The 22,516-nt window shown below is 62.1% G+C and carries 21 protein-coding genes and 1 riboswitch; of the genes, 7 read left to right on the top strand and 14 right to left on the bottom strand.

Annotated elements, in window-relative coordinates; genetic code table 11:
- Positions 1–11: 11 nt before the first annotated feature.
- The 3 genes from ACNFIC_RS03720 (at position 12) to ACNFIC_RS03710 (ending at position 2,086) form a co-directional block, all read left to right on the top strand.
- Complete coding sequence (locus ACNFIC_RS03720; protein WP_138221820.1) at positions 12–755, top strand: substrate-binding periplasmic protein; 744 nt, start codon at positions 12–14, stop codon at positions 753–755.
- A 297-nt stretch (positions 756–1,052) separates the two neighbouring features.
- The gene (ribA, locus tag ACNFIC_RS03715; RefSeq protein WP_138221357.1) at positions 1,053–1,670 is read left to right on the top strand and encodes a GTP cyclohydrolase II; all 618 of its coding nucleotides are present in this window, start codon (positions 1,053–1,055) and stop codon (positions 1,668–1,670) included.
- Positions 1,667–2,086: an MFS transporter gene (locus tag ACNFIC_RS03710; RefSeq protein ID WP_138221358.1), complete on the top strand. Its 420-nt coding sequence runs from the start codon at positions 1,667–1,669 to the stop codon at positions 2,084–2,086. The genes ribA and ACNFIC_RS03710 overlap by 4 nt, the downstream gene beginning before the upstream one ends.
- 104 nt (positions 2,087–2,190) lie before the next feature.
- Here ACNFIC_RS03710 and dxs read toward each other — a convergent pair whose 3' ends face one another.
- The 3 genes from dxs to ACNFIC_RS03695 all read right to left on the bottom strand — a co-directional run bounded on the left by dxs (position 2,191) and on the right by ACNFIC_RS03695 (position 5,344).
- Positions 2,191–4,086, bottom strand: a complete 1,896-nt coding sequence (gene dxs, locus ACNFIC_RS03705; protein WP_138221359.1) for a 1-deoxy-D-xylulose-5-phosphate synthase — start codon at positions 4,084–4,086, stop codon at positions 2,191–2,193.
- Positions 4,087–4,217: 131 nt separating this feature from the next.
- Entirely contained in the window at positions 4,218–5,105 is an 888-nt protein-coding gene (gene ispA, locus ACNFIC_RS03700) for a (2E,6E)-farnesyl diphosphate synthase (protein ID WP_138221360.1), read from the bottom strand.
- On the bottom strand, positions 5,102–5,344 hold the full coding sequence (locus tag ACNFIC_RS03695) for an exodeoxyribonuclease VII small subunit (protein ID WP_011531978.1): 243 nt from the start codon (positions 5,342–5,344) through the stop codon (positions 5,102–5,104). The genes ispA and ACNFIC_RS03695 overlap by 4 nt, the downstream gene beginning before the upstream one ends.
- A gap of 234 nt (positions 5,345–5,578) precedes the next feature.
- Between ACNFIC_RS03695 and ACNFIC_RS03690 the strand changes: the two genes are divergently transcribed.
- Genes ACNFIC_RS03690 through ACNFIC_RS03680 form a run of 3 tightly spaced genes read left to right on the top strand, consistent with a single transcriptional unit; the run spans position 5,579 to position 9,300 of the window.
- Positions 5,579–6,982, top strand: coding sequence for an MBOAT family O-acyltransferase (locus ACNFIC_RS03690; RefSeq protein WP_416779967.1), 1,404 nt, complete (start codon positions 5,579–5,581; stop codon positions 6,980–6,982).
- On the top strand, positions 6,969–8,105 hold the full coding sequence (locus ACNFIC_RS03685) for a DUF459 domain-containing protein (RefSeq protein ID WP_138221362.1): 1,137 nt from the start codon (positions 6,969–6,971) through the stop codon (positions 8,103–8,105). Before ACNFIC_RS03690 ends, ACNFIC_RS03685 begins: the two co-directional genes overlap by 14 nt.
- Position 8,106: 1 nt before the next feature.
- Positions 8,107–9,300, top strand: coding sequence for an SGNH/GDSL hydrolase family protein (locus ACNFIC_RS03680; RefSeq protein ID WP_416779964.1), 1,194 nt, complete (start codon positions 8,107–8,109; stop codon positions 9,298–9,300).
- A gap of 61 nt (positions 9,301–9,361) precedes the next feature.
- Here the strand turns inward: ACNFIC_RS03680 and ribB are convergent, their stop codons facing one another.
- Positions 9,362–10,006, bottom strand: a complete 645-nt coding sequence (ribB, locus tag ACNFIC_RS03675) for a 3,4-dihydroxy-2-butanone-4-phosphate synthase (RefSeq protein WP_416779962.1) — start codon at positions 10,004–10,006, stop codon at positions 9,362–9,364.
- A gap of 79 nt (positions 10,007–10,085) precedes the next feature.
- Positions 10,086–10,227: riboswitch (FMN riboswitch) on the bottom strand.
- A gap of 116 nt (positions 10,228–10,343) precedes the next feature.
- Here ribB and ACNFIC_RS03670 point away from each other — a divergent pair.
- On the top strand, positions 10,344–11,372 hold the full coding sequence (locus tag ACNFIC_RS03670) for a hypothetical protein (protein ID WP_416779960.1): 1,029 nt from the start codon (positions 10,344–10,346) through the stop codon (positions 11,370–11,372).
- Here ACNFIC_RS03670 and yhdJ read toward each other — a convergent pair.
- The 10 genes from yhdJ to ACNFIC_RS03620 all read right to left on the bottom strand — a co-directional run bounded on the left by yhdJ (position 11,337) and on the right by ACNFIC_RS03620 (position 22,346).
- Complete coding sequence (gene yhdJ / locus ACNFIC_RS03665; RefSeq protein ID WP_138221366.1) at positions 11,337–12,215, bottom strand: adenine-specific DNA-methyltransferase; 879 nt, start codon at positions 12,213–12,215, stop codon at positions 11,337–11,339. The two genes, ACNFIC_RS03670 and yhdJ, sit on opposite strands and share 36 nt — an antisense overlap.
- Before the next feature lie 811 nt (positions 12,216–13,026).
- Complete coding sequence (locus ACNFIC_RS03660) at positions 13,027–13,725, bottom strand: LexA family transcriptional regulator (RefSeq protein WP_416779957.1); 699 nt, start codon at positions 13,723–13,725, stop codon at positions 13,027–13,029.
- Positions 13,726–13,886: 161 nt separating this feature from the next.
- Positions 13,887–14,414, bottom strand: coding sequence for an inorganic diphosphatase (gene ppa / locus ACNFIC_RS03655; RefSeq protein WP_003255365.1), 528 nt, complete (start codon positions 14,412–14,414; stop codon positions 13,887–13,889).
- Between the two features lie 93 nt (positions 14,415–14,507).
- Positions 14,508–15,323, bottom strand: coding sequence for a zinc-dependent peptidase (locus ACNFIC_RS03650; protein ID WP_138221368.1), 816 nt, complete (start codon positions 15,321–15,323; stop codon positions 14,508–14,510).
- Positions 15,324–15,330: 7 nt separating this feature from the next.
- On the bottom strand, positions 15,331–15,978 hold the full coding sequence (locus tag ACNFIC_RS03645) for a DedA family protein (protein ID WP_138221369.1): 648 nt from the start codon (positions 15,976–15,978) through the stop codon (positions 15,331–15,333).
- Positions 15,979–16,320: 342 nt separating this feature from the next.
- The gene (locus ACNFIC_RS03640) at positions 16,321–16,779 is read right to left on the bottom strand and encodes a GNAT family N-acetyltransferase (RefSeq protein WP_138221370.1); all 459 of its coding nucleotides are present in this window, start codon (positions 16,777–16,779) and stop codon (positions 16,321–16,323) included.
- Between the two features lie 108 nt (positions 16,780–16,887).
- On the bottom strand, positions 16,888–17,706 hold the full coding sequence (eutC, locus tag ACNFIC_RS03635) for an ethanolamine ammonia-lyase subunit EutC (protein WP_138221371.1): 819 nt from the start codon (positions 17,704–17,706) through the stop codon (positions 16,888–16,890).
- A 12-nt stretch (positions 17,707–17,718) separates the two neighbouring features.
- On the bottom strand, positions 17,719–19,113 hold the full coding sequence (locus tag ACNFIC_RS03630) for an ethanolamine ammonia-lyase subunit EutB (protein ID WP_138221372.1): 1,395 nt from the start codon (positions 19,111–19,113) through the stop codon (positions 17,719–17,721).
- Between the two features lie 49 nt (positions 19,114–19,162).
- Positions 19,163–20,611: an ethanolamine permease gene (gene eat / locus ACNFIC_RS03625; protein ID WP_138221373.1), complete on the bottom strand. Its 1,449-nt coding sequence runs from the start codon at positions 20,609–20,611 to the stop codon at positions 19,163–19,165.
- A gap of 214 nt (positions 20,612–20,825) precedes the next feature.
- Positions 20,826–22,346, bottom strand: coding sequence for an aldehyde dehydrogenase family protein (locus tag ACNFIC_RS03620; RefSeq protein ID WP_416779953.1), 1,521 nt, complete (start codon positions 22,344–22,346; stop codon positions 20,826–20,828).
- Between the last annotated feature and the right edge of the window lie 170 nt (positions 22,347–22,516).

The raw sequence follows: 22,516 nt of genomic DNA, 5'->3' as shown, positions 1-22,516 counted from the left end.
GGAGCGTCGTGATGGGCATGAGGACACGGTTGCTGGCATTGATGCTGCTCATGATGGGCCAGGGCGCCGTGGCCCAGGACCTGCCCGCCGAGGTGCGCCTGGTCAGCGAGCAATGGCAGGACTACACCAACGCTGATGGCAGCGGGCTGGCGTGGGATGTCCTACGCAAGGTGTTCGAGCCTGCCGGGGTCAAGGTGCGTGCGCTGAGCGCGCCCTACAGCCGCGCGGTGGGGCTGGTCAAGCGCGATGAAGCGGATGCCTGGGTTGGCTCGTACAAGGATGAGAACGACGAAAACCTGTATCCGCGCTGGCACTTCGATATTGACCATATTTACGCATTGGGCCTGGCCAACCGTGCAGCGCCCACCCTTGAAAGCATTGGCCAGTATCGCCTGGCTTGGGTACGCGGCTACGACTATGCCAACTACTTGCCCAGCGTGCATAACTTCCGTGAAGTGCAGCGCCGCGAGGGCATCTTGCCGATGCTTGAACACGATCGGGTGGACTTCTACATCGATGCGCGCACCGAGGTCGACGATGTGCTCGAGCAGGCGCCTAACCGTGATCGCTTCCGTGCGACCCATATAGCGGAACTGCCGCTATACCTGGCGTTTTCCCGCAGCGAACGCAGCAAGGCCCTGCGTGAGCTGTACGACAGCCGCATGCAGCTGCTGGTACGTAGCGGTGAGCTTAAGCCGATTTTCGAGCGCTGGAAGCAGCCGTACCCATTCAGTGGCGACAGCCAGCCCCATTAAAAAGCGGCGGGTCGCTTCAAGCTTTGGCGCGTACCCTGTGGGAGCTGGTTTGCCCGCGAACACCGGCGAAGCCGGTGCCATCCACCGCATCGCCTGCTTCGCGGCTAAAGCCGCTCCCACAGGGTTCGCATCAGCTTCCCAATGATCAGCAAGAAAGTTGTTCCCGCGTGCATGATGTGCGCGGCCCCATAAGCATCGAACTTTTCGATCTTGATCCACGGTATTCAGCCTGCGCACCTGCTCCGGGCTGCTGATACAATCGGTCGATCTGAAATTTCCTACCACCAGGAGCACAACGTGCCCGTCGTCTTTGTTGCCGCCTCAAAACTCCCGACGCCCTTCGCGACTTTCACCATGCATGGTTTCCTCGACGAAGCCACCGGCCGTGAGCATGTGGTGCTCAGCCTGGGTGACATTGCCGACGGCCAGCCGGTGTTGGGGCGCCTGCACTCTGAGTGCCTGACCGGCGACGCCCTGTTCAGCCAGCGCTGTGACTGTGGCTCGCAACTGGAAGCTGCGCTGCAAGCCATCGCCCGTGAGGGCCGTGGCGTGCTGCTGTACCTGCGCCAGGAAGGCCGTGGTATTGGCCTGCTGAACAAGATCCGCGCCTACGAACTGCAAGACGGTGGCGCCGATACCGTCGAGGCCAACGAGCGCTTGGGCTTTGCTGCCGACCAGCGCGACTACGCCATGTGCTTGCCAATGCTCGAGCACCTGGGGGTCAGTTCGCTGCGTCTGATGACCAACAATCCGCGCAAGGTCAAAGCCCTGACCGACATGCATATCAAGGTCGCCGAGCGTGTGCCGCTGCACACCGGGCATAACCCGCACAACCGCCTGTACCTGGCCACCAAGGCCGACAAGCTTGGCCACATGATGGGCAACCAGCACCAGGGCGAGGTCCCCCAGGCGTGACCCGTGGCGAGGTCAAGCGCCGACTGGCCCTGGCTTGGTGGCAGTACCTGGCGGTCGGCTTGGTGCCGTTGCCAGTGATGGCTTGGGCTTTTGGTGCTGGTGACCCGCTGATGCCGGTGCTGGCGATGCCGCTGTTCATTGCTGGCACCGCCACGTTGTTTCTCAGCTTGCCGCGCTTCGGCGCCTACAAGCGGGCGCTGATCGCCACCGACAAGGCCTTGGGCAGCGCCGAAGAGCCGGCTGCCTGGATCGCGTTGGCACAGGCGCGACGCATGGCGATGCTGTTTGCTTGTTTCCCGGCTTGGGTGGCCGCGTTGTCGGTGCTAGTGGGGCTGGAGGCGATACCGCAGTGCCTGCTTGCGCTGTCGACGGTGGTGGTGCTTTACCTCTATCGCATCCCACGTCAGCTCGGCTGAGAAAATCCCCGCAAGGCCGCTCCTGCAGTGACCGCGCAAGCCAACATTCACGGGCTAGCGCGGACTATGCAAGAGCGGCCTTGCCAATGCCTGTCGCGGGGGCGTTACAGGCCGAGCTTAGCCATGCGGGCGAGTACCGCAGCCTCGATGCCTGCGGCATCCAGTCCGCACTCGGCGAGCATCTGTGCAGGCTTGGCGTGCTCGACGTAGAGGTCCGGCAGGCCCAGGTGCAGCAGCGGCTTGACCACGGCTTCGCGGGCCAGGAACTCACCGACGGCAGCACCTGCGCCACCCATGATGGCGTTTTCCTCGATGGTCACCAGCAACTCATGCTGAGCAGCCATCTCCAGCACCAGCGCCTCATCCAGTGGCTTGACGAAGCGCATGTCGACCACGCTGGCATCGAGCTTTTCAGCCACCTGCAGCGCCTCGGTCAACTGCACGCCGAACACCAGCAGCGCGACGTTGCGGCCATGGCGGCGGACTACGCCCTTGCCGATTTCCAGTGGATCGAGGTCACCGCTGATCGGTACGTTAGGGCCGGTGCCACGGGGGTAGCGTACTGCCGCTGGACCTTTGTAGTGATGGCCGGTGCTGAGCATCTTGCGCAGCTCGTTCTCATCGCTTGGGGTCATCACCAGCATGCCGGGGATGCAGCGCAGGTACGACAGGTCGTAACTGCCGGCGTGGGTCGGGCCGTCTTCGCCGACCAGGCCTGCGCGATCGATGGCGAACAGCACGTCCAGATCCTGCACTGCCACATCATGAATCAGCTGGTCATAGGCGCGTTGCAGGAAGGTGGAGTAGATCGCCACCACCGGCTTGGCGCCTTCGCAGGCCATGCCAGCGGCCAGGGTTACGGCATGCTGCTCGGCGATGGCCACGTCGAAGTAACGCTCGGGGTAGCGCTCGCTGAATGCGACCAGGTCCGAGCCTTCCTTCATTGCCGGGGTGATACCCACCAGGCGGTTGTCGGCGGCGGCCATGTCGCATAGCCACTGGCCGAACACTGCCGAATACTTGGGGCCACTGGGCTTTTTCGGGGCCACTGGCTTGTCGGCCGGCTCCAGCTTGGTGATGGCGTGGTAGCCGATTGGGTCGACTTCGGCCGGGGCGAAGCCCTTGCCCTTCTTGGTGACCACGTGCAGGAACTGCGGGCCCTTGAGGTCACGCATGTTGCGCAGGGTGGCGATCAGTGTGGGCAGGTCGTGGCCGTCGATCGGGCCGATGTAGTTCCAGCCCAGCTCCTCGAACAGGGTGCCGGGGACCAGCATGCCCTTGGCGTATTCTTCGGTGCGGCGGGCGATTTCCCAGGCGCCTGGCAGGCGCGAGAGGACTTTCTTGCTGCCTTCGCGCATGCTCGCGTAAGTGCGGCTGGAGAGGATCTTGGCCAGGTAGTTGGACAGCCCGCCGACGTTGCGCGAAATCGACATGTCGTTGTCATTGAGGATGACCAGCATGTCGGCGTTGACTTCCTGCGCGTGGTTCAGCGCCTCGAAGGCCATGCCGGCGGTCAGCGCGCCGTCACCGATCACCGCGATGGATTTGCGCGGGTCGTTCTGCAGGCGGGCGGCGATGGCCATGCCTAAGGCGGCGCTGATCGAGGTGCTGGAGTGGCCGACGCCGAAGGTGTCGTACTCGCTCTCGCTGCGCCGCGGAAAGGCCGCGATGCCGTCCTTCTGGCGCAGGCTGAGCATGCGCTGGCGGCGACCGGTGAGGATCTTGTGCGGGTAGGCCTGGTGACCGACGTCCCACACCAGACGGTCATCGGGTGTGTCGAAGACGTAGTGCAGGGCGATGGTCAGCTCGATGACACCCAGGCCAGCACCAAAATGCCCACCGGTCTGACCAACGGTGTAGAGCAGCTCCTGGCGCAGCTCGTCAGCCAGGGTCTCCAGGTCGGCTTCGGCCAGCCGGCGCAAGCCGGCTGGCGTATCGGCGCGGTCCAGCAACGGCGTGACCGGGCGTTCGCGGGGGATCTCTTGAAACGTCGTGGGCATCAGGCGAGTCGTTATAGGTTTGAAGACGCGGCAGTTTACCCCATTGTGGGAAAAGCTGCCCATTCAAGCAGGGGCATACACACCCTGTTGGCGCGGGTTGTCCACGCTCGCTCAGGCCTGGGTGTCAGGGCTTAATGGCGGCGTTCGACGATAAAGCGGGCCAGCGCACGCAGCGGCTCGGCGTGCTCGTCAAACCCTTGCAACGCCGCCAGCGCCTGGTCGCGCAGCTCCAGTGCATAGGCCTTGGCCGCGTCCAACCCGAGCAATGCCGGGTAGGTAGGTTTGTCACGGGCGATGTCAGCGCCCTGGCGTTTGCCCAGGGTGGCGGTGTCGCTTTCCACGTCGAGGATGTCGTCCTGCACCTGGAAGGCCAGGCCGATGGCTTGTGCATAGGTCTGCAACGCGTCGAGCTGGGCTTGTTCGGCGTGGCCGCTGGCCAGAGCGCCCAGGCGCACGCTGGTTTCGATCAGTGCACCGGTCTTGTGCCGGTGCATGTATTCCAGCGCCTTCTGGTCGAGCTTAAGGCCCACCGAACCGAGGTCGATGGCCTGGCCGCCGACCATGCCAGCGGGGCCTGCGGCCTTGGCCAGGGCCTGGACCATGGCCAGGCGCAGGCTATCGGGCTGCGGGCTCAGGCGCGCGTCGAGTAGGGCGCTGAACGCCAGGCTTTGCAAACCGTCGCCGGCAAGGATGGCGCAGGCTTCGTCGAAGGCTTTATGGGTGGTCGGCTGGCCACGGCGCAGGTCGTCGTCGTCCATCGCTGGCAGGTCGTCATGCACCAGCGAATAGGCGTGGATCAGCTCGACAGCACAGGCTGCGCCGTTGGCCTGTTCGGCCGGCGCGCCCAGGGCTTGGCAGGCCGCGTAGGCCAGCAGCGGACGGACCCGCTTGCCGCCGTTCATCACGCTATAGCGCATGGCCGCATACAGGCGTTCGAGTTCTTTGGAGGGGGCCTGGAACAGCGTTTCCAAGGCAGCATCCACGCGTGCCTGGCAGTGGGCCTGGTACTGCGCGATCATGCCTCGGGCTCCGCGTCGAACGGCTGGGCCGCCAGTTCGCCGTCACGCTCCAACAGGATCTGCACCTTCTGCTCGGCCTGGGCCAGGGCGCCCTGGCAGTCGCGGGTCAGGGCGATGCCCTGTTCGAAGGCGGCCAGCGATTCTTCCAGCGACAGTTCGCCGTTCTCCAGGCGCTCGACCAGGGCTTGCAGGTCAGCGAGGGATTGTTCGAAATCGATGGAGGCTTTTTTGCGGGCCATGGCGACTGTCTCGGTGGTGTTCAGAACGGCGCGACACTAGCAGAGCGGGGCAGGGGGAGCAAATCAACGCAGGTTTTGTCTTATTTTGTTGCATTTATCTGAGCGGTAACGTCTTGCACATTCAGATGTGATCGGATTGTGAGGGTCTTGGCCCTCTGCCATAATCCGCGCTCTTCGGCCCGCGGCCCCTGTGCGGCGGGTCTTTCCCCTCGATGTCACGTAACGGACTACGTTGTGAGCTTCCTCTCGATCGAATTCGGCCTCTGTTTCACGCTGTTCTTCATTGTCTACTGGAGCCTGTGCTGGAGTGCCCGGCTGCAAAACGTGCTGCTGCTGACGGCCAGCTATGCGCTGGTGGCGAGTTTCAGCCTGCATTCGCTGTATATCCTGCTGGGTTACAGCGCGCTGGTGTATTTGCTTGGAGGCTTGGCCGGGCGCTATCCCGGGCGTGGGTTCTGCAATGCGCTGTTGCTTGCCTTGGTGGTGGGCTGCTTCTACCTGTTCAAGTATCAGGTGTTCTTCGTCGAAGGGGTGCAAAACGCCTTGGCGGCGGCCGGGGTGCAAGTGGCGTTACCGCTGCTGGACGTGCTGGTGCCCATTGGCCTGTCGTTCTACGCCTTCCATTCGGTCAGCTACGTGGTGTCGATCAGTCGGCGCGAACTGCAACCGGTCGGGCCGCTGGACCTGGCCCTGTACCTGGCGTTCTTCCCCAGCCTGGTGGCGGGCCCGGTGAACCGGGCACTGCACATGCTGGCGCAGATCCGCCCCGAGGCCATGCGCCAAGTGCTCGAGCCGCAGCGTGCGCTGGGCTTGATTGCCCTGGCGGTGATCAAGCTGTTCTTCCTCAGTGCCTGGCTGGGCAGCGAGTGGGTCGACCCGGTGTTCGACACGCCCGGCAGCTATTCGCCCGAGCAGGTGCTGTTGAGTGTGTATGGCTACAGCTTCCTGATCTACTTCAACTTCAGCGGCTACACCAACCTGGTCACCGGCATTGCGCTGCTGCTGGGTTTTCGTCTGCCGGAGAACTTCAACGCGCCCTACATGGCGCACAACCTCAAGGAGTTCTGGGGGCGCTGGCACATCAGCCTGTCGCGGTTCATCCGTGACTACGTCTATATCCCCCTGGGGGGCAATCGCCAGGGGGCCTGGCGCGGCAACCTGAACATGCTGCTGGCGATGCTGGTGTCCGGGCTGTGGCACGGGGCGAGCCTGAACTTCATCATCTGGGGCGCGCTGCATGGCGTGGGCCTGGCGATTTCCAAGCTGTTCAGCCAGTGGCTGCCCGGCTTCGCCAAGTTGCCGGGGGCCGGGCTGATGGCGCGTCTGATGACCTTCCACTACGTCGCCTTCGCCTGGATCTTCTTCCGCAGTACCACGCTCGATGGCGCCCTGGAGATGCTCGGTGATATCGCTGAGCTGAGCCTGGCTGGGCTGGCCAGCAGCATCGGCCTGATGCTGCTGGGCTGCGTACTGTTCGTGGCCAGCTACCCGCAGTGGCTGGCGCTGCTGCGCCAGGGCTTTGCCGCCAGCCAACGACTGCCGTGGCTGTTGTATCCGGTTCCGCTGGGGATCGGCGTGTCGCTGGTGATCTTCGCTTCGCAATCGGGTGTGCCGGGGTTCATCTATGCAAGTTTCTGATAGCAAACAGCTGCTCCAGGTGCAGTTGGGCGCTGCCCGTGCGTTGTACGCGATTGTGTTGACCACCGCGTTGCTGTTCTGGCTGAACCAGGACTCGATCAAGCTCTACTGCCAGCAGAAGTACCACGAGGGTTGCGAGATTCCGCTGTTGGGGCAACTGCCAGCCTGGCGCTACGGCGCGCAGTTGACCTTGGCCCTGGAAGACGGCCGCGACAGTTTCATCGAGCGCTTGCAGCAGGCCCCGCAGTTGGCCCGGTCCCCGGCGCCGGTGGAGTTGCCTGCACCTGCGCCGGTGGTGACGATCAACCTGGAGACGCCCGCGGCGTTGGCCAAACCGTTGCCGGTGGCGAGCCCACCTGTGCCTGGCGTCGAGCCAGAGCCTGTGCCGCACACATCGGTCCCGGTGATGCGGCCAGCCGTTGTTGCCCAGGCGCCGCACCCGCAGACGTTGCAGGGCGGCACGCTGGTTTCGCTGGCGTCGGGTGACGAGGTGTTCCTGGTCGGCGACTCACTGATGCAGGGCGTCGCGCCGCATCTGGCCAACAGCCTGCGCAAGCGCTACCAGATCCGTACCGTCAACCTCAGCAAACAGAGCACCGGGCTTGCGTATCCGGGGTTCTTCAACTGGCCGAAAACCGTTGCCGATACTCTCGAACATGGCCCGAACATCCGCCTGATGGTGGTGTTCCTCGGGCCGAACGATCCTTGGGACATGCCTCAGGGCAAGGGTAAGCCCTTCCTGCGCTTCAAGTCCCCGGAGTGGGAGGTGGCTTACCGTGCACGCATCGACGCGATCCTAGACCAAGCCCGGGCACATAACGTGCAAGTGCTGTGGGTGGGCCCGCCGAACATGGAGAAGGCGCGGCTGTCCACAGCCATGGGCTACCTGAGCGGCCTGTATCAGGCGCAAACCGCGCTGTACGGCCAGCACTATGTCTCGGCCAACCCGATTCTCGGTTACGCGGACGACACCTTCTCCTATACGGTGCAGACGCCGGAGGGCAAGCGGGTCAAGGTGCGTGTCGACGACGGTATTCATTTCACCATCACAGGCCAGAAGATGATCGCCGAACAGGTACTGTCGCTGATCAGCTTCCCCGGCCTGACCGTAACAGGACATTGAGATGCGCCAATGGCATCACCTGCTGGGCCTGGCCCTGCTGATCAGCGCGGTACCCGGTTGCAGCACCGGCGCGAGCAGCGTGGCCGCCCAGCCCGCAGCACGCCCGGCGCCCGCACCTGCCGCCCGCCAGGACGGCAATCTGTCGCTGCTGGCCAACAAACTGCGCAACGCCAACCGGGCACCGGTGGCGATCGTCCAACTGGGCGACTCGCACACCGCTGCCGACCTGTTCAGCGGCGAGCTGCGCCGGCTGTTGCAGGCGCGCTACGGCGACGGCGGCATTGGTCTGGTGCCCGCTTCGCCGGTGCCAGGGATCCGCAACGACCGGGTGATCATCAAGAGCGAGAAGCGCCAATGGGAGCTGATCTCGGCGCGCAACCAGCAGAGCAGCCAGTTCCCCTTGGGCGGCTACTTGTCGTTGCCGCTGGCCAATCGTTCCAGCGTGGTGCTGCAAGCGCGCGATGAAGACGCGCAGCGCTACAAGGTGTCGGCGTTGTACCAGTCCACCACCAATGCTGCGCTGCTGGTCAACGGCGGCCAGCGCCGCGCGTTGGCGATCAGCAATGGCCAATGGCGTTTCAGTCCGGTCTTCGCGACCGCTGGTCTGCCGCTGCAACTGAGCGTCGAGGGTGGGCGCGGCTTGGCCTTGGGCGGCTGGTACTTACAGTCGCAGAAGAACGCTGGGGTGATCTACTCGACGCTGGGCACCAATGGTGCGCGCCTGGAGGTGGTGGACAAGTGGCAGCCGGGTTGGCAGGACAGCCTCAAGGCCGTTAAGCCGGACCTGGTGATTCTCGCCTATGGCACCAACGAAGCGTTCGACGACAAGCTAGACCTAGCGCTTTACCAGACCCAGTTGGACACCACGCTGACACGCTTGCGCCAGGATCTGCCGCGTACTGCGATTCTGCTGGTGGGCCCGCCAGACTCGATCAAGCAGCGCAAGGCGCGTACCTGTGCAGCGCGCCAGCCTCAGCCGCTGGCGTCGGTGATCCGCATCCAGCAGCAGATGGCACGTAAGCACCAGGCGCTGTTCTGGGATTGGCAGGCGTTCATGGGCGGGCCGTGCGCGATTGCCGGCTGGCAGGCCAGCGGCTTGGCGCGACCCGATCTGGTGCACCTGAGCGCCGAGGGCTATCGCAAGAGTGCAGCGGGGTTGTATGAATTCCTGAAAGGGCCGTTGGGCCTGCGTTGAGGCTTGCGGCCCTGTCGCGAGACAAGTCGGGAGTGCCGACTTGCCTCGCGATGCTTTCGGGTCAGGCCGGCTCGGCCACCAGCATCGCTTCGCGATAGCGCGCCAGTTCATCGATGGTCAGCACCGGCAGGTTGTACTGCCGGGCGTACACCGCCACCTCCTCGCCCCGTGCCATGCTGCCGTCGGGGTTCATCAGTTCGCACAACACCGCAGCCGGGCGCAGGCCAGCCAAGCGCGCCAGGTCCACCGAGCCTTCGGTGTGGCCGCGGCGGGTCAGCACGCCGCCGTCGCGGGCGCGCAGCGGGAACACATGCCCTGGGCTGACGATATGGCGCTGCTGCGCTGTCGAGCGCAGCGCCGCCTCGATGGTGGTGATGCGGTCCTGTGCCGAGACCCCGGTGCTGACGCCTTCGGCGGCCTCGATGGTGACGGTGAAGCCAGTGCCATGGCGGGCCTGGTTGTTCTGTACCATCGGCGCCAGTTGCAGGGCGTCGACGGTGGCTTCGTCCAGGCACAGGCAGACAATGCCGCTGCAATCTCGGATCATCATGGCCATGGTTTGCAGCGACAGGTTTTCGGCAGCAGCGACGATATCGGCCTCGTCCTCGCGGTCGTCGTCGTCGAGCAACAGCACCGGACGCCCGGCCTTGAAGGCGGCGATAGCGGCAGTAACGCGGGGGAAGTGCAAGTGATGCGTGGTGGACATGAAACGCTCCTCGTGAATGATCGATGAACGTCTCGGGGCGAACAAAACGCGCGCGCAGGGGCACCTGTAGGCCCCTGGCAAACGCCTTCTTTCATCCGGACTATGACCGTCGGCTCTGGAGTTGCACCAGATCTGCTGACCTCCGACATGGCCGGAGCGCTCGCGGGCTCATCTTTCGATTTACCGCCGGTGGGGACTTTCACCCCGCCCTGAAGACCGCGTAAGCATAACGCGCGCTACCATCCGGTTGGCAAGCCTGGGTGGGGGGCGATGCTTGGTTGCGACTGTCCCTGGTGTACTCTTGCGGCTCTTGGATTGACTACGCGAGCAGGAGCCTATGTCGTTTGTCGAAGCGATAGCTGAAAACCATGGAGTGCCAGTCAGCAACCTTCTGGTGCAGTATTTGGTGCGTAAGACCCGGGCCGCAGATCGAGGGAGCAAAGCGAGGCGCTCGCTGGGGAACGTGTATGCGTTGTTCGTGCTGGCCGAAGACTACAGGGACGGCAAGACTTCTCGCTTTACTGATTTACTGGCGCGCATGCGAATGCTGCCGTTTGGGTCAAAACTTCAAAATCACCCCCTTGATAATCGACTGAATGATGAATTCGCTCGTCAGCTTCGCGTAGACGGTGATTTGCTACCCGTCAGGGGGGCGAAGGTGGGCGGGCAAAAGGCCAGGGCGATATCAGAGCAACTGCTGAGTCATGGCGGTGCCGATCCCAAGCGGGTTGCGAGTGTCATTATCGATGCCGTAAATGCGTACATTGACCTGATTACAGCTAATCAAAGCAGCGTGCTGGAAGAGATTCAGGGTATTGAAACGTTGGAGGATCTCTTCAGGTTCTTCACCGCAGCGTTCGCGCCTAATGCGGATGCCAGATTGTTTGAAATTGCTTCCTATGTGCTGCTGGCGGAGCACTATCGAGGACAGACGATTTTCATCGGCCCGCGGGCTGAGAGTGTTGAGCCTAAGCCGCTTGTACTTTTCCGAACTGGGCGAACCAATGCCAACGACGGTGGGATCGATTTTGTCTTGCAACCCTTAGGTCGTTTTTTTCAAGTGACCGAAACGTTGGATTTCAAGAAGTACTTTCTCGATTTTGAGAAGGTCAATCGCTATCCGATGTCATTCGTGATCAAGGTGAATACGGAGAAAGAGACTGTGATGAGCCGTATTTACCACGATGCGTTGCACTCTGGGCAATACAATGTAGATACGGTCTTGATGTATATGGATCTTTTTGAAGAGATTTTCACGCTGCGGGATCTGCAAGCGGTGGCGGCCGGACTATCAGTCGCCACACTTGAACGGATCAAGCACGAACTCGCGTTACAATTCCAATTGGAATATGGGCTGTTGGGCTGATTCCTTGGTTCTCTGCTTTTTGGACAGGTTCTGAGTTTTACGAGCCTTGTGCTTGAGCAGTTCCTCGTCCGAATAGTCTGAAGGGATGCCAATGCGACGAAGTCCGATTTTTATGTAAGTTTCATTTTTTTCAATCGAAATAGAGCGGCGGCCAAGGCGCTTGGCCACCGCCCCTGTCGAAAATGAACCACCGAACGGGTCGAGCACCACTTCGCCTGGATTCGATGATGCGCGAATCACGCGCTCCAGCAGGGACTCAGGCTTTTGAGAGGGATGGTTCTCATATTCATCCATCTTGAAGCGAACGCGGGGGAATTCCCACACATTACCCGGTACTTTCGTTGTGTTGTACGGCTGTGGCGGATTCTTTCGGTAGTCCATCAGGCCGCGCTTTGCCCCAGTCTTCGCCTCAACCAGAATGTCATTGGCATTGAAGGTGTAGGATTTTGGGTTTTTCACCAAATGCAGGATTGGCTCGTATAGCGAACCGAAAAATTTCTTGGCTTGCACCCCTGAGCTGTCGTAAGCCCAGATGATCCGCGACAGAATTTCAAACTGTTTGCGGCAGTAAATGTCCAGGTGAGGCATATTTTGCGTGGAGTTCATCAAGTAGAACGTCCCGTTTGGCTTCAATATGCGGCTGCACTCGTCAATCCATTGCCAGCACCAAGAGAAATACTCTGACTCATCAATGCGGTCATGGATGCCGTCGAAATCTTTTCCAATATTATATGGGGGGTCGGCGAATATCAGGTCAATGCTGGCAGTTTCGATGGACTTGAGAACCTCGACAGCTTCTCCGTGGTATATGGTGTGGCCATCATGAGAGTATTGCTTGGTCATGACTGATAAGGTCCATTCAGGTGGGGGTAGCCCATTTCAATTGCCGCGCATGCGCAGTGCATGGTATCAATTTTCGCGCTTCGGGTAAATGCTGCTTGTCGGCTTTCGTGTTTTAGTCTATTTGTTTGGTTTTTTTGATTTTAAGTCGGTGGGTTATAGCTTTGCGAGCTGGTGTTTTTGTTCTTCGTTTAATCATTGCTCTTTAATTGTTTTGGAGTGTGAGGCACGCTTATGGGATTAATTAAATAATTGCTTTCAGGGGCGTTTATTTTGCTTTGATTTTTTGAGTCAAAAGCGGATAGGTTTGTAGTTCCTGATTATTGTTCCGCTTTGGCTCCAGCGCCTTAATTTTTTGGCGTAGTAGCGCTACGTTCAGGCGGGTGCTGATTCTGCCTACGGCCAGCGCTGAGTCGCCCCAGCCTGTTAACCGTGTCATTGGGGCGTAGCAGTAGCGCTTGCGCGAGTAAAGGGCTGACAGCCGAGCGCGTGAATGCGGGGGAGGGGGTCATGAGCCGCTACCCATAGGGCAATGCCTACCTCCGGCATAGCGAGGCTCTCGGAAAACGTAGGAAAATCTGGGCAATTAAAAAGCCGGCTTGTGGCCGGCTTCTCGGGGACGATCTTGGCTCATTTTTGATAAGCCGCAATCGCCTTAAACGGTTGGCAACATGGCCTGAAAAAGATGGCAGACGTCTGTGTGAGACGTCGCCAGGCCCTCTGGAATGCGGCTTGCACCAACAGGGGGCGTGATGTGCGGCGTAGCATACTAGGGCTTGCCAGCGATGCCCAGCAAAAAATGGTGCGAGGTGTTTCAGGCCGGACGTGCGGCGCGTAGGCACGCCCACCAGAATACCCAGCCGACGATTTCCAGCTGGCGGGTGCGGCGCTGGTTCGGGGTGAGGCGCTCGACCGGGTGGTTGAGGCGATCATGGCTGTGCAGGCAGAGCGTGTCATTCGGGCCATGGCTGAGCTGGTGGACCCGCAGGTGGCCGTCCAGGAGTAATGCGTGGTACTCGCCGTCGGCAATCCAGGTGACGCTGCGATCGATGGCCAGCAGCGCGCCTTGTGGGATTAGCGGCGCCATGTTGCAGTCGGGCATGGCGACGCAGATCGCGTGTCGCGCGTTCACGCCCAGGTTATCGAGGGCTTGGGCCGGTAAGCACTGGTGCAGCCCGGCAGATGGCGTCAACCTGCCCTGGCGGATGTGGTGCAGCGCAACCGATATGCTTGGCGAACCCGGTTCGAGCAGCGCTTTGGGAGGCTCGGCGCGAGGCACGGCGGCGCGCGGGGCGACAAGGGGGTCGGGGTGCTTGGGGCCTTCGCCCGTGCGTAGCCAGCGCGGGTGCACGCAAAACAGCTCGGCAATTTCGTCGAGTCGCGCCAAGGGCACACCGCGCTTGAACCAGTTGTTGACGTGCTGAGGGGTAATGTCGCGATGGGCAGCGAAGTCAGAAGAGGTCAGGTTGCACTCCAGCAGGAGAGCTTTGAGGCGATCACCGGATGTATTCATGGGAGGAGTGTATCGCCGGTGAATCATCAGGGAAATGAACCTGATGTTGATGCGATCTGTCTGAAAACGCCGCATTTGTAGGGCGCATCCTCAGCTTGCGTAGGCCTTTTCCTGCGGGCAGAAAAAAGCCCCGCCGAGGCGGGGCTTGCGTGTCTGATCTATCAGCCCTTGTAGGCGGCGACCGACTTGGTGATCGCGGCGCGGGCGGCGTCAGCGCCTTCCCAGCCTTCGATCTTGACCCACTTGCCCTTCTCCAGATCCTTGTAGTTGGCGAAGAAGTGCTCGATCTGCTGGATCAGCAGGGCTGGTAGGTCGGTGTATTCCTTCACGTCGACGTACAGCTGGCTCAGCTTGTCGTGAGGAACGGCGATGACCTTGGCGTCGCCGCCGCCGTCGTCGGTCATGTTCAGCACGCCGACCGGACGGGCGCGGATCACCGAGCCTGGAGCGACCGGATACGGGGTCACGACCAGCACGTCCAGTGGATCACCGTCGTCGGCCAGGGTGTTGGGGATGAAGCCGTAGTTGGCCGGGTAGAACATCGGGGTGGCCATGAAGCGGTCGACGAACAGGGTATCGCTGTCCTTGTCGATCTCGTATTTGATCGGCGCGTGGTTGGCCGGGATCTCGATAGCGACGTAGATGTCGTTCGGCAGGTCTTTGCCAGCCGGAATCTTGCTGTAGCTCATTGGGCAATGCCCCCGTGTTTGATCAAAAAAGTGGCGGCGATTATAGGCACATTCCACTGCTGCATGCCACGCCCGCCCTGATGCGTGGGGCATTCAGGCGGGGGGCTGGCGGTAGTCCGGGTGCTCGGCCTGCAGGCGCCGCAGGCGCGCCAGCGGGTCTTGGCGATAGAAGCGTGCCAGCTGTTGGTAGACCTTTGGATAAGTCGCGTGCAGCAGGTCGGGGGCGCTGAAAAAATACTCGCTGGTGACGGCGAAGAATTCGGCGGGGTTCTCCGCCGCGTATGGGTCTATTGCGGTTTCGCGGTCCGGGTCGGCGTCCAATTGGCGGTTCAGATCGTCGTAGGCGTGTTGCATCGCTTCGGCCCAATCTTCGATACGCATGTCGTTGTGCAGCGGTGGCAGGCCGTTGGCGTCGCCATTGAGCATGTCCAGCTTGTGCGCCAGTTCGTGGATCACCAGATTGTAAGCTTCCCAGCCGCCGCCAGCCAGTACGCCGTCCCAGGCCAGGATCACCGGACCTTGCTGCCAGGCCTCGCCGCTGTGCTCGGCGTCCCAGACATGCTCCACGCCGCTGGCGTCGCGGTGGCGCTGCGGGCTCTTGAAGTCGTCGGGGTAGAGGATGATCTCGTGAAAGCCCTGGTACCAGTTCAGCTCGCCCAGGTGCAGCAGGGGCAGCTGGGCCTGGGCGGCGAGGAACAGGCGCTGGCCATCGTCCAGCTCGACCCCCGGCAAGGTGGTCAGGTGCTTGTCATGCAGGAACAGCACGCAGGCCTCGCGCAGCCAATGGTCTTCTTCGTCAGTCAGCCCGTCGAGCAGCGGCAGGCGCTCGCGCAGCGTGCGCCACTGGGCGTCGTCCACCGGGTATCGGGCCAAGGTACGCCGGCGCCGCCAGGCGCTGAACGACCACATGTGCGGCTTAGTGGGCCTTGGCCGCGCGGCCCAGGCGCCCGCGCAGCAAGCCGAGAATCATCGGCACCAGCGACAGGACGATGATGCCCACGACCATCAGCGACAGGTGCTGCTTGATGAATGGCACGTTGCCGAAGAAGTAACCCAAGGTGACCAGACCGCCGACCCACAGGATCGACCCGGCCACGCTGAAACCGAGGAAACGGGGGTAGTGCATGTGGGCGATACCGGCGACGAAAGGCGCGAAGGTCCGCAGGATCGGCAGGAAGCGCGCCAGGGTCACGGTCTTGCCGCCATGGCGTTCGTAGAACTCATGGGTACGTTGCAGGTAGTCCTGGCGGAAGATCTTCGAGCGCGGGTTACTGAACAGGCGCTCGCCTGCCGTGCGCCCGATCACGTAGTTGGTGCTGTCACCGAGGATCGCAGCGGCCATCAGCAGGCCGGCCAGCAGTACAGGGTCCATGCCGCCCCCGGCGGCTACGGCGCCAGCGATGAACAGCAGGGAGTCACCCGGCAGGAACGGCATCACCACAAGGCCGGTCTCGCAGAAGATCACGGTGAACAGGATGGCGTAGATCCAGGGGCCGTAGTTGTTGACCAGCAGATCGAGGTAGGCATCGAGATGCAGGATAAGGTCCAGCGGGTTGAAATCCATGTACAGCACCTGTGTTCTTGTCCCGCTTCTACGGGCGCGCGATGACGGACGGCGTCTAGGGCGTGGGCAGATTCACCTGGGGGAAGGTAACTTTTCACACATGACTGGAAAGGGATTATACGGCGAAGACGGGAAAGTGCCCGGAGAGTTTGTAGCGGGGGGTTACGGCATTGTCAGCCGGCACTGCGCAATTTTCTGTAGGAGCGGCCTTGTGCCGCGATGGGGCGCGTAGCGGCCCTGGCAATTTCAACTGCGGAGCTGAAAATAGGGGGCCGCTACGCCGCCCCATCGCGACGCAAGGCCGCTCCTACAGGTTTTTGCGCAAAGCCTTGCCGCTTGGAGTCACTCCTGGCTGAGCGGCAACACGTAGTTCTCGAACTCGGTATCCTTGCGAAAGCCCATTGATTCGTAGGTCTTGCGCGCTACTTCGTTGCTGCTGCTGGTGGACACGCGCATGCGCACGGCGTTGGATTCGCGGGCCATTTTCTTGGCCTCGCGCATCAGGTGATCGGCCACCAGCATACGCCGTGAGTCTTCGGCCACGTAGATGTCGTTGAGGATCCACACACGCTTGAGCGACAGCGAAGAAAAACTCGGGTAGAGCTGGCAGAAACCGAGCAGCTTGCTGTCGTCGTCCAGCGGCATGGCCAGGTAGATCACCGACTCGCCACGTTCCAGGCGTTTTTTGAGGAAGGACTTCGAACTGTCAGGGTAGGGCAGCTCGCCATAGAACTCGCGGTACTTCACGAACAGCGGGGTGAGCAGGTCGAGGTGTTCCAGGGTTGCCTTGATGATGCGCATGGGCGGGCCTCAGAGTCCATTGGGGGATACGGCGAATTGCCAGCAGCGTTCATCCGCATGCTGCCTAAAGCAGGCGACAAGCGCAATCGGCCATCGGTGACAGGTTTTTTACCCTTCACCAAGCAGGAAGTTCCCGTTTTTGTTGCCTGAATCATCGCTTTCGAGGCTTTGGATTTCGGCTTCGTCCTTTAGGTTCACGCCCGAGAGCTGGCGCCGGCAGGCTTCACGCATCAGATATAGCAGTCGATGGGCGGCCATGCCGTAGCTCAGGCCTTCAAGGCGTACGTTGGAAATGCAGTTACGGTAGGCATCGGTCAGGCCGACCTTGGGCGCATAGGTGAAGTACAAGCCCAGGCTGTCGGGGGAACTCAGCCCAGGGCGCTCGCCGATCAGCATCACGGTCATGCGTGCGCCGAGCAGCTCGCCCACTTCGTCGGCCACTGCCACACGGCCCTGCTCCACCAGCACCACCGGGGCGCGGCTCCAGCCGTCGGCGGCGGCCTGTTCGTCGAAACGCGTCAACAGCGGCAGGGTGTGACGGTGTACGGCCAGCGCCGACAGGCCGTCGGCGACGACGATTGCCAAATCGACCCCGCCGGGGTTGGCCTGAGCGTGCGCGCGCAGTTGCTGGGCTGAGTCCTCGTGCAGGCGCCGGCCCAGGTCGGGTCGTTGCAGGTACTGGTGGCGGTCACTGGCGGCGCTGCGCAGCAACAGGCTGTCGCGGCCACGCTCGCTGAGCTGCTGGCGCAGGCTGGCGTGGTCGAAGGGCAGGTGCACGGCGTCGCGGGCTTGGGCGTGGGCGTACTGGAAATCCAGCTGGGCGCCAGTGGGCAAGCTGATGCCGGTGCGGCCCAGGGCGATACGCGCCGGGGTGAGGTTGCGCAGGGCCAGCCAAGGGTTTTCAGGGGTGGGGCTGTGTCGGTCCATGGTCGGTCGTCCCTATGCCAACTGCGCCAGGGCCTGGCGGAAGGCTGGCGGCAGGTTGTCGCCGAAGCGGATGCGCCCGTCGGCTTGGGTGAAGATGCCGGTGCGCTCGAGCCAGGCCTCGAATTCCGGGCCGGGGCGCAAACCTAGGGTCTGGCGCGCGTACAGCGCGTCGTGGAACGAGGTGGTCTGGTAGTTGAGCATGATGTCGTCGGAGCCGGGAATGCCCATGATGAAATTGATGCCGGCCACTCCCAGCAGAGTCAGCAGGGTGTCCATGTCGTCCTGGTCGGCTTCGGCGTGGTTGGTATAGCAGATGTCGCAGCCCATCGGTACGCCCAGCAGCTTGCCGCAGAAGTGGTCTTCGAGCCCGGCGCGAATGATCTGTTTGCCGTTGTAGAGGTATTCCGGGCCGATGAAACCGACCACGGTGTTGACCAGAAACGGCTTGAAATGCCGTGCCACGGCATAGGCACGGGTTTCGCAGGTCTGTTGATCGACGCCATGGTGGGCGTTGGCAGACAGCGCACTGCCTTGGCCGGTTTCAAAGTACATGAGGTTTTGCCCGACGCTGCCGCGCTTGAGCGAAAGCCCGGCCTCGTAGCCTTCCTGCAAGACGTTGAGGTTGATGCCAAAGCCGGCGTTGGCCGCCTCGGTGCCGGCGATGGATTGGAACACCAGGTCCAGCGGCACGCCGCGGTTGATCGCCTCGATCGAGGTGGTTACGTGGGTGAGTACGCAGGCCTGGGTAGGGATGTCGTAGCGTTGGATGATGGCGTCGAGCATTTCCAGCAGCGCGCAGATCGAGGCAATGCTGTCGGTGGCCGGGTTGATGCCGATCATGGCGTCGCCATTGCCGTACAACAGGCCATCGAGAATGCTCGCGGCGATACCGGCGGGCTCGTCGGTGGGGTGATTGGGTTGCAGGCGCGTCGAGAGCCGCCCACGCAGGCCCATGGTGCCGCGAAACGCGGTGACTACGCGGATTTTCTGCGCCACCAGCACCAGGTCCTGCACGCGCATGATCTTCGATACCGCCGCTGCCATTTCCGGCGTCAGGCCCGGTGCCAGGGCGCGTAGGCTGTGTTCATCGGCCTGCTCGCTGAGCAGCCAGTCGCGCAGGCCACCGACGGTCAAGTGGCTGACCGGGGCGAATGCTTGGGTGTCGTGGGTGTCGACGATCAAGCGGGTGATTTCGTCGTGTTCGTAGGGGATCAGGGCTTCGTTGAGAAAGTGCTTGAGTGGGATGTCGGCCAGGGCCATCTGCGCGGCGACCCGTTCGCCGTCATTGCTGGCGGCGACGCCGGCCAGGTAATCGCCCGAACGCGCTGGGCTGGCCTTGGCCATCACCTCCTTGAGGCTATCGAAGCGGTACAGCTGGTTGCCAACGGTGTGTACGAAAACGGCCATACAGAATCTCCAGGGCGCCACCGGGCGAACCGGTGGCGCAAGTCTGCGATCAGTGCAAGGCCTCTTCGGCCTTCTGGATCGCGGCGAATTCCTCTTCCGGCGTACCGGCTACCAAGTGGTGGCGGCTGTAGAAGGCGAAGTAGGCGATCAGTACCGCGTAGATCAGCGCTGCACCAATCACTACCCGTGGGTCCACCAGGAAGCCTGCGACCACCGCGATGCAGGCCAGCACCAAGGCGACACCGGAGGTGAAGATGCCGCCGGGGGTGCGGTACGGACGCTCCATCTTCGGCCGGCGAATGCGCAAGGTGATGTGCGCGGCCATCATCAGCACATAGGACAGCGTAGCGCCGAATACCGCCACCAGGATCAGCAGGTCGCCTTGACCCGTGAGCGACAGGGCGAAACCGATCAAGCCCGGAATCACCAAGGCCAGCACCGGGGCCTTGCTTTTGTTGGTTTCCGAGAGCTTGCGCGGCAGATAGCCTGCACGCGACAGCGCGAAGATCTGCCGCGAATAGGCGTAGATGATCGAGAAGAAGCTGGCGATCAAGCCTGCCAGCCCGACCAGGTTGACGAAGCCGCCCATCCAGGTGGACCCGCCGTAGGCCTTGGCCAGTGCCTCGACCAGTGGGTTGCCCGAGGACTTCAGGGCTTCGGCGCCCGCGCCACCTGGGCCCACCACCAGGATCAGCAGGGCAAAGGCCAGCAGTACCAGCATCGCGCCGATCAGGCCGCGCGGCAGGTCACGTTTGGGGTTCTTGGTTTCTTCTGCGGCCAGCGGCACGCCTTCGACCGCCAGGAAGAACCAGATCGCGTAGGGAATCGCCGCCCACACCCCGACATAGCCGAATGGCAGGAAGCTGCTTGCACCGACAGCGTCGGTCTTGGCGATGTCGAACAGGTTGGCTGCATCAAAGTGGGGCACCATGGCGATCAGGAACACTGCCAGGGCGATGGCCGCGATGGCGGTGATGATGAACATCAGCTTCAGCGCCTCGCCCACCCCGAAGATGTGAATGCCGATGAATACGACGTAGAACGCCAGGTAGATCATCCAGCCGCCAATCCCGAACAGTGACTCGCAATAGGCGCCAATGAATACGGCGATGGCCGCCGGGGCGATGGCATATTCGATGAGGATCGCGGTACCGGTGAGAAATCCGCCCCAGGGGCCGAAGGCGCTACGGGCAAAGCCATAACCACCGCCTGCGGTGGGGATCATCGAGGACAGCTCGGCCAGCGAGAAGCACATACACAGGTACATGGTCGCCATCAGCAAGGTGGCGAGGAACATCCCGCCCCAGCCGCCTTGGGCCAGGCCGAAGTTCCAGCCGGCGTAGTCGCCGGAGATGACGTAGGCCACTCCCAGGCCGACCAGCAGTACCCAGCCAGCAGCACCTTTTTTCAGTTCGCGTTGCTGGAAGTAGTCGGAGCCGACTTTTTCGAAGTCGACGGAGGAGTTTGCCGGCGCGCCGGCGGATTGATCGCTTGGCATGGATTCACCTGTTTTTTGAGTTATGGAGCAGCTTCAAGCTGCAAGCGGTAAGTAGAAGCAGCCCGCGTGAGGCTGCTATCACTTGTCGCCAGAAGCTCGAGACTGCTCTTCTTGGTGATGGGTACTGCATGAAACGAGCCACAAGCGCCAGGAAGCGGCTTCACAGCGGCCCGCTCTTTCTTGGCGCTTGTAGCTTCAAGTGTGCAACGGGTGCTTAGAAGAAGCCCAGCGGGTTGATGTCGTAGCTCACCAGCAGGTTCTTGGTCTGCTGATAGTGATCGAGCATCATCTTGTGGGTTTCACGGCCGACGCCGGACTTCTTGTAGCCACCGAACGCGGCATGCGCCGGGTACAAGTGGTAGCAGTTGGTCCACACACGGCCGGCCTTGATGCCACGGCCCATGCGGTAGGCGCGGTTGATGTCGCGGGTCCATACCCCGGCGCCGAGGCCGAACTCGGTGTCGTTGGCAATGGCCAGGGCCTCGGCTTCATCCTTGAAGGTGGTGACGCTGACCACCGGGCCGAAGATCTCTTCCTGGAACACGCGCATCTTGTTGTTGCCCTTGATCAGCGTCGGCTGGATGTAATAGCCGGTAGCCAGCGAGCCTTCGAGCTGTTCCACCTTGCCGCCGGTCAGCAGCTCTGCGCCTTCTTCCTGGGCAATCTTCAGGTACGACTGGATCTTCTCGAACTGCTGTTGCGAGGCCTGGGCACCGACCATGGTGTCAGTGTCCAGCGGGTCGCCGCGCTTGATTTGCAGCACCTTTTTCATCACCACTTCCATGAACTGCGGGTAGATCGACTCCTGCACCAGCGCCCGCGACGGGCAGGTGCATACCTCGCCCTGGTTGAAGAAGGCCAGCACCATGCCCTCGGCGGCCTTGTCGATGAAGCTTGGCTCGGCCTGCATGATGTCTTCGAAGTACACGTTGGGCGACTTGCCGCCCAGTTCGACGGTGGACGGAATGATGTTCTCGGCGGCGCACTTCATGATGTGCGAGCCCACCGGGGTGGAGCCGGTGAAGGCGATCTTGGCGATGCGCTTGCTGGTGGCCAAGGCCTCACCGGCTTCGCGGCCATAGCCTTGCACCACGTTGAGCACGCCCTTGGGCAGCAGGTCGCCGATCAGCTCGAGCAGTACAGTGATGCCCAGCGGTGTTTGTTCGGCGGGTTTGAGCACCACGCAGTTGCCGGCAGCCAGGGCCGGTGCGAGTTTCCAGGCGGCCATCAGCAGTGGGAAGTTCCACGGGATGATCTGTCCGACCACGCCCAGCGGCTCGTGGATGTGGTAGGCCACGGTGCTGTCGTTGATCTCGGCGGCGCCGCCTTCCTGGGCGCGGATGCAGCCGGCGAAATAGCGGAAGTGGTCCACGGCCAGGGGGATGTCGGCATTGAGGGTTTCGCGGATCGGCTTGCCGTTGTCCCAGGTTTCGGTGATCGCCAGCAGTTCGAGGTTCTGCTCGATGCGATCGGCGATGCGCAGCAGCACGTTGGAGCGGTCCTGGACCGAAGTGCGGCCCCAGGCGTCGGCGGCGGCATGCGCGGCATCCAGGGCTTTTTCGATGTCTTCGGTAGTGGAGCGAGGGAATTCGGCGATCAGCTGGCCATTTACCGGAGAGGTGTTTTCGAAATATTGCCCTTTCACCGGAGCGACGAACTCACCACCGATGTAGTTGCCGTAGCGAGTCTTGAAGGAAACCTTCGCACCCTCGGTGCCGGGATGTGCGTAACGCATGGTGTGTCTCCTGATCGTTGTGATTGTTGCGGAGTTTCAAAGCGTAGAGCAAAGCTTGGGCCAGCGCCTGGAGTCCCTTGCCAATCAATGACTTGGGTCATTTTCAGCACGCTGACAGGCGCTGGCGTGCCAGCGCTGGTACAGCGGGAGTGACACTTTGTACCGTTTAT

It is taken from the genome of Pseudomonas sp. NY15463 (assembly GCF_048068415.1).
Taxonomy (GTDB): Bacteria; Pseudomonadota; Gammaproteobacteria; order Pseudomonadales; family Pseudomonadaceae; genus Aquipseudomonas; species Aquipseudomonas mosselii_C.
Note: the sequence above shows the minus strand (reverse complement) of the source record. Positions and strands in the feature narration are given on the sequence as shown.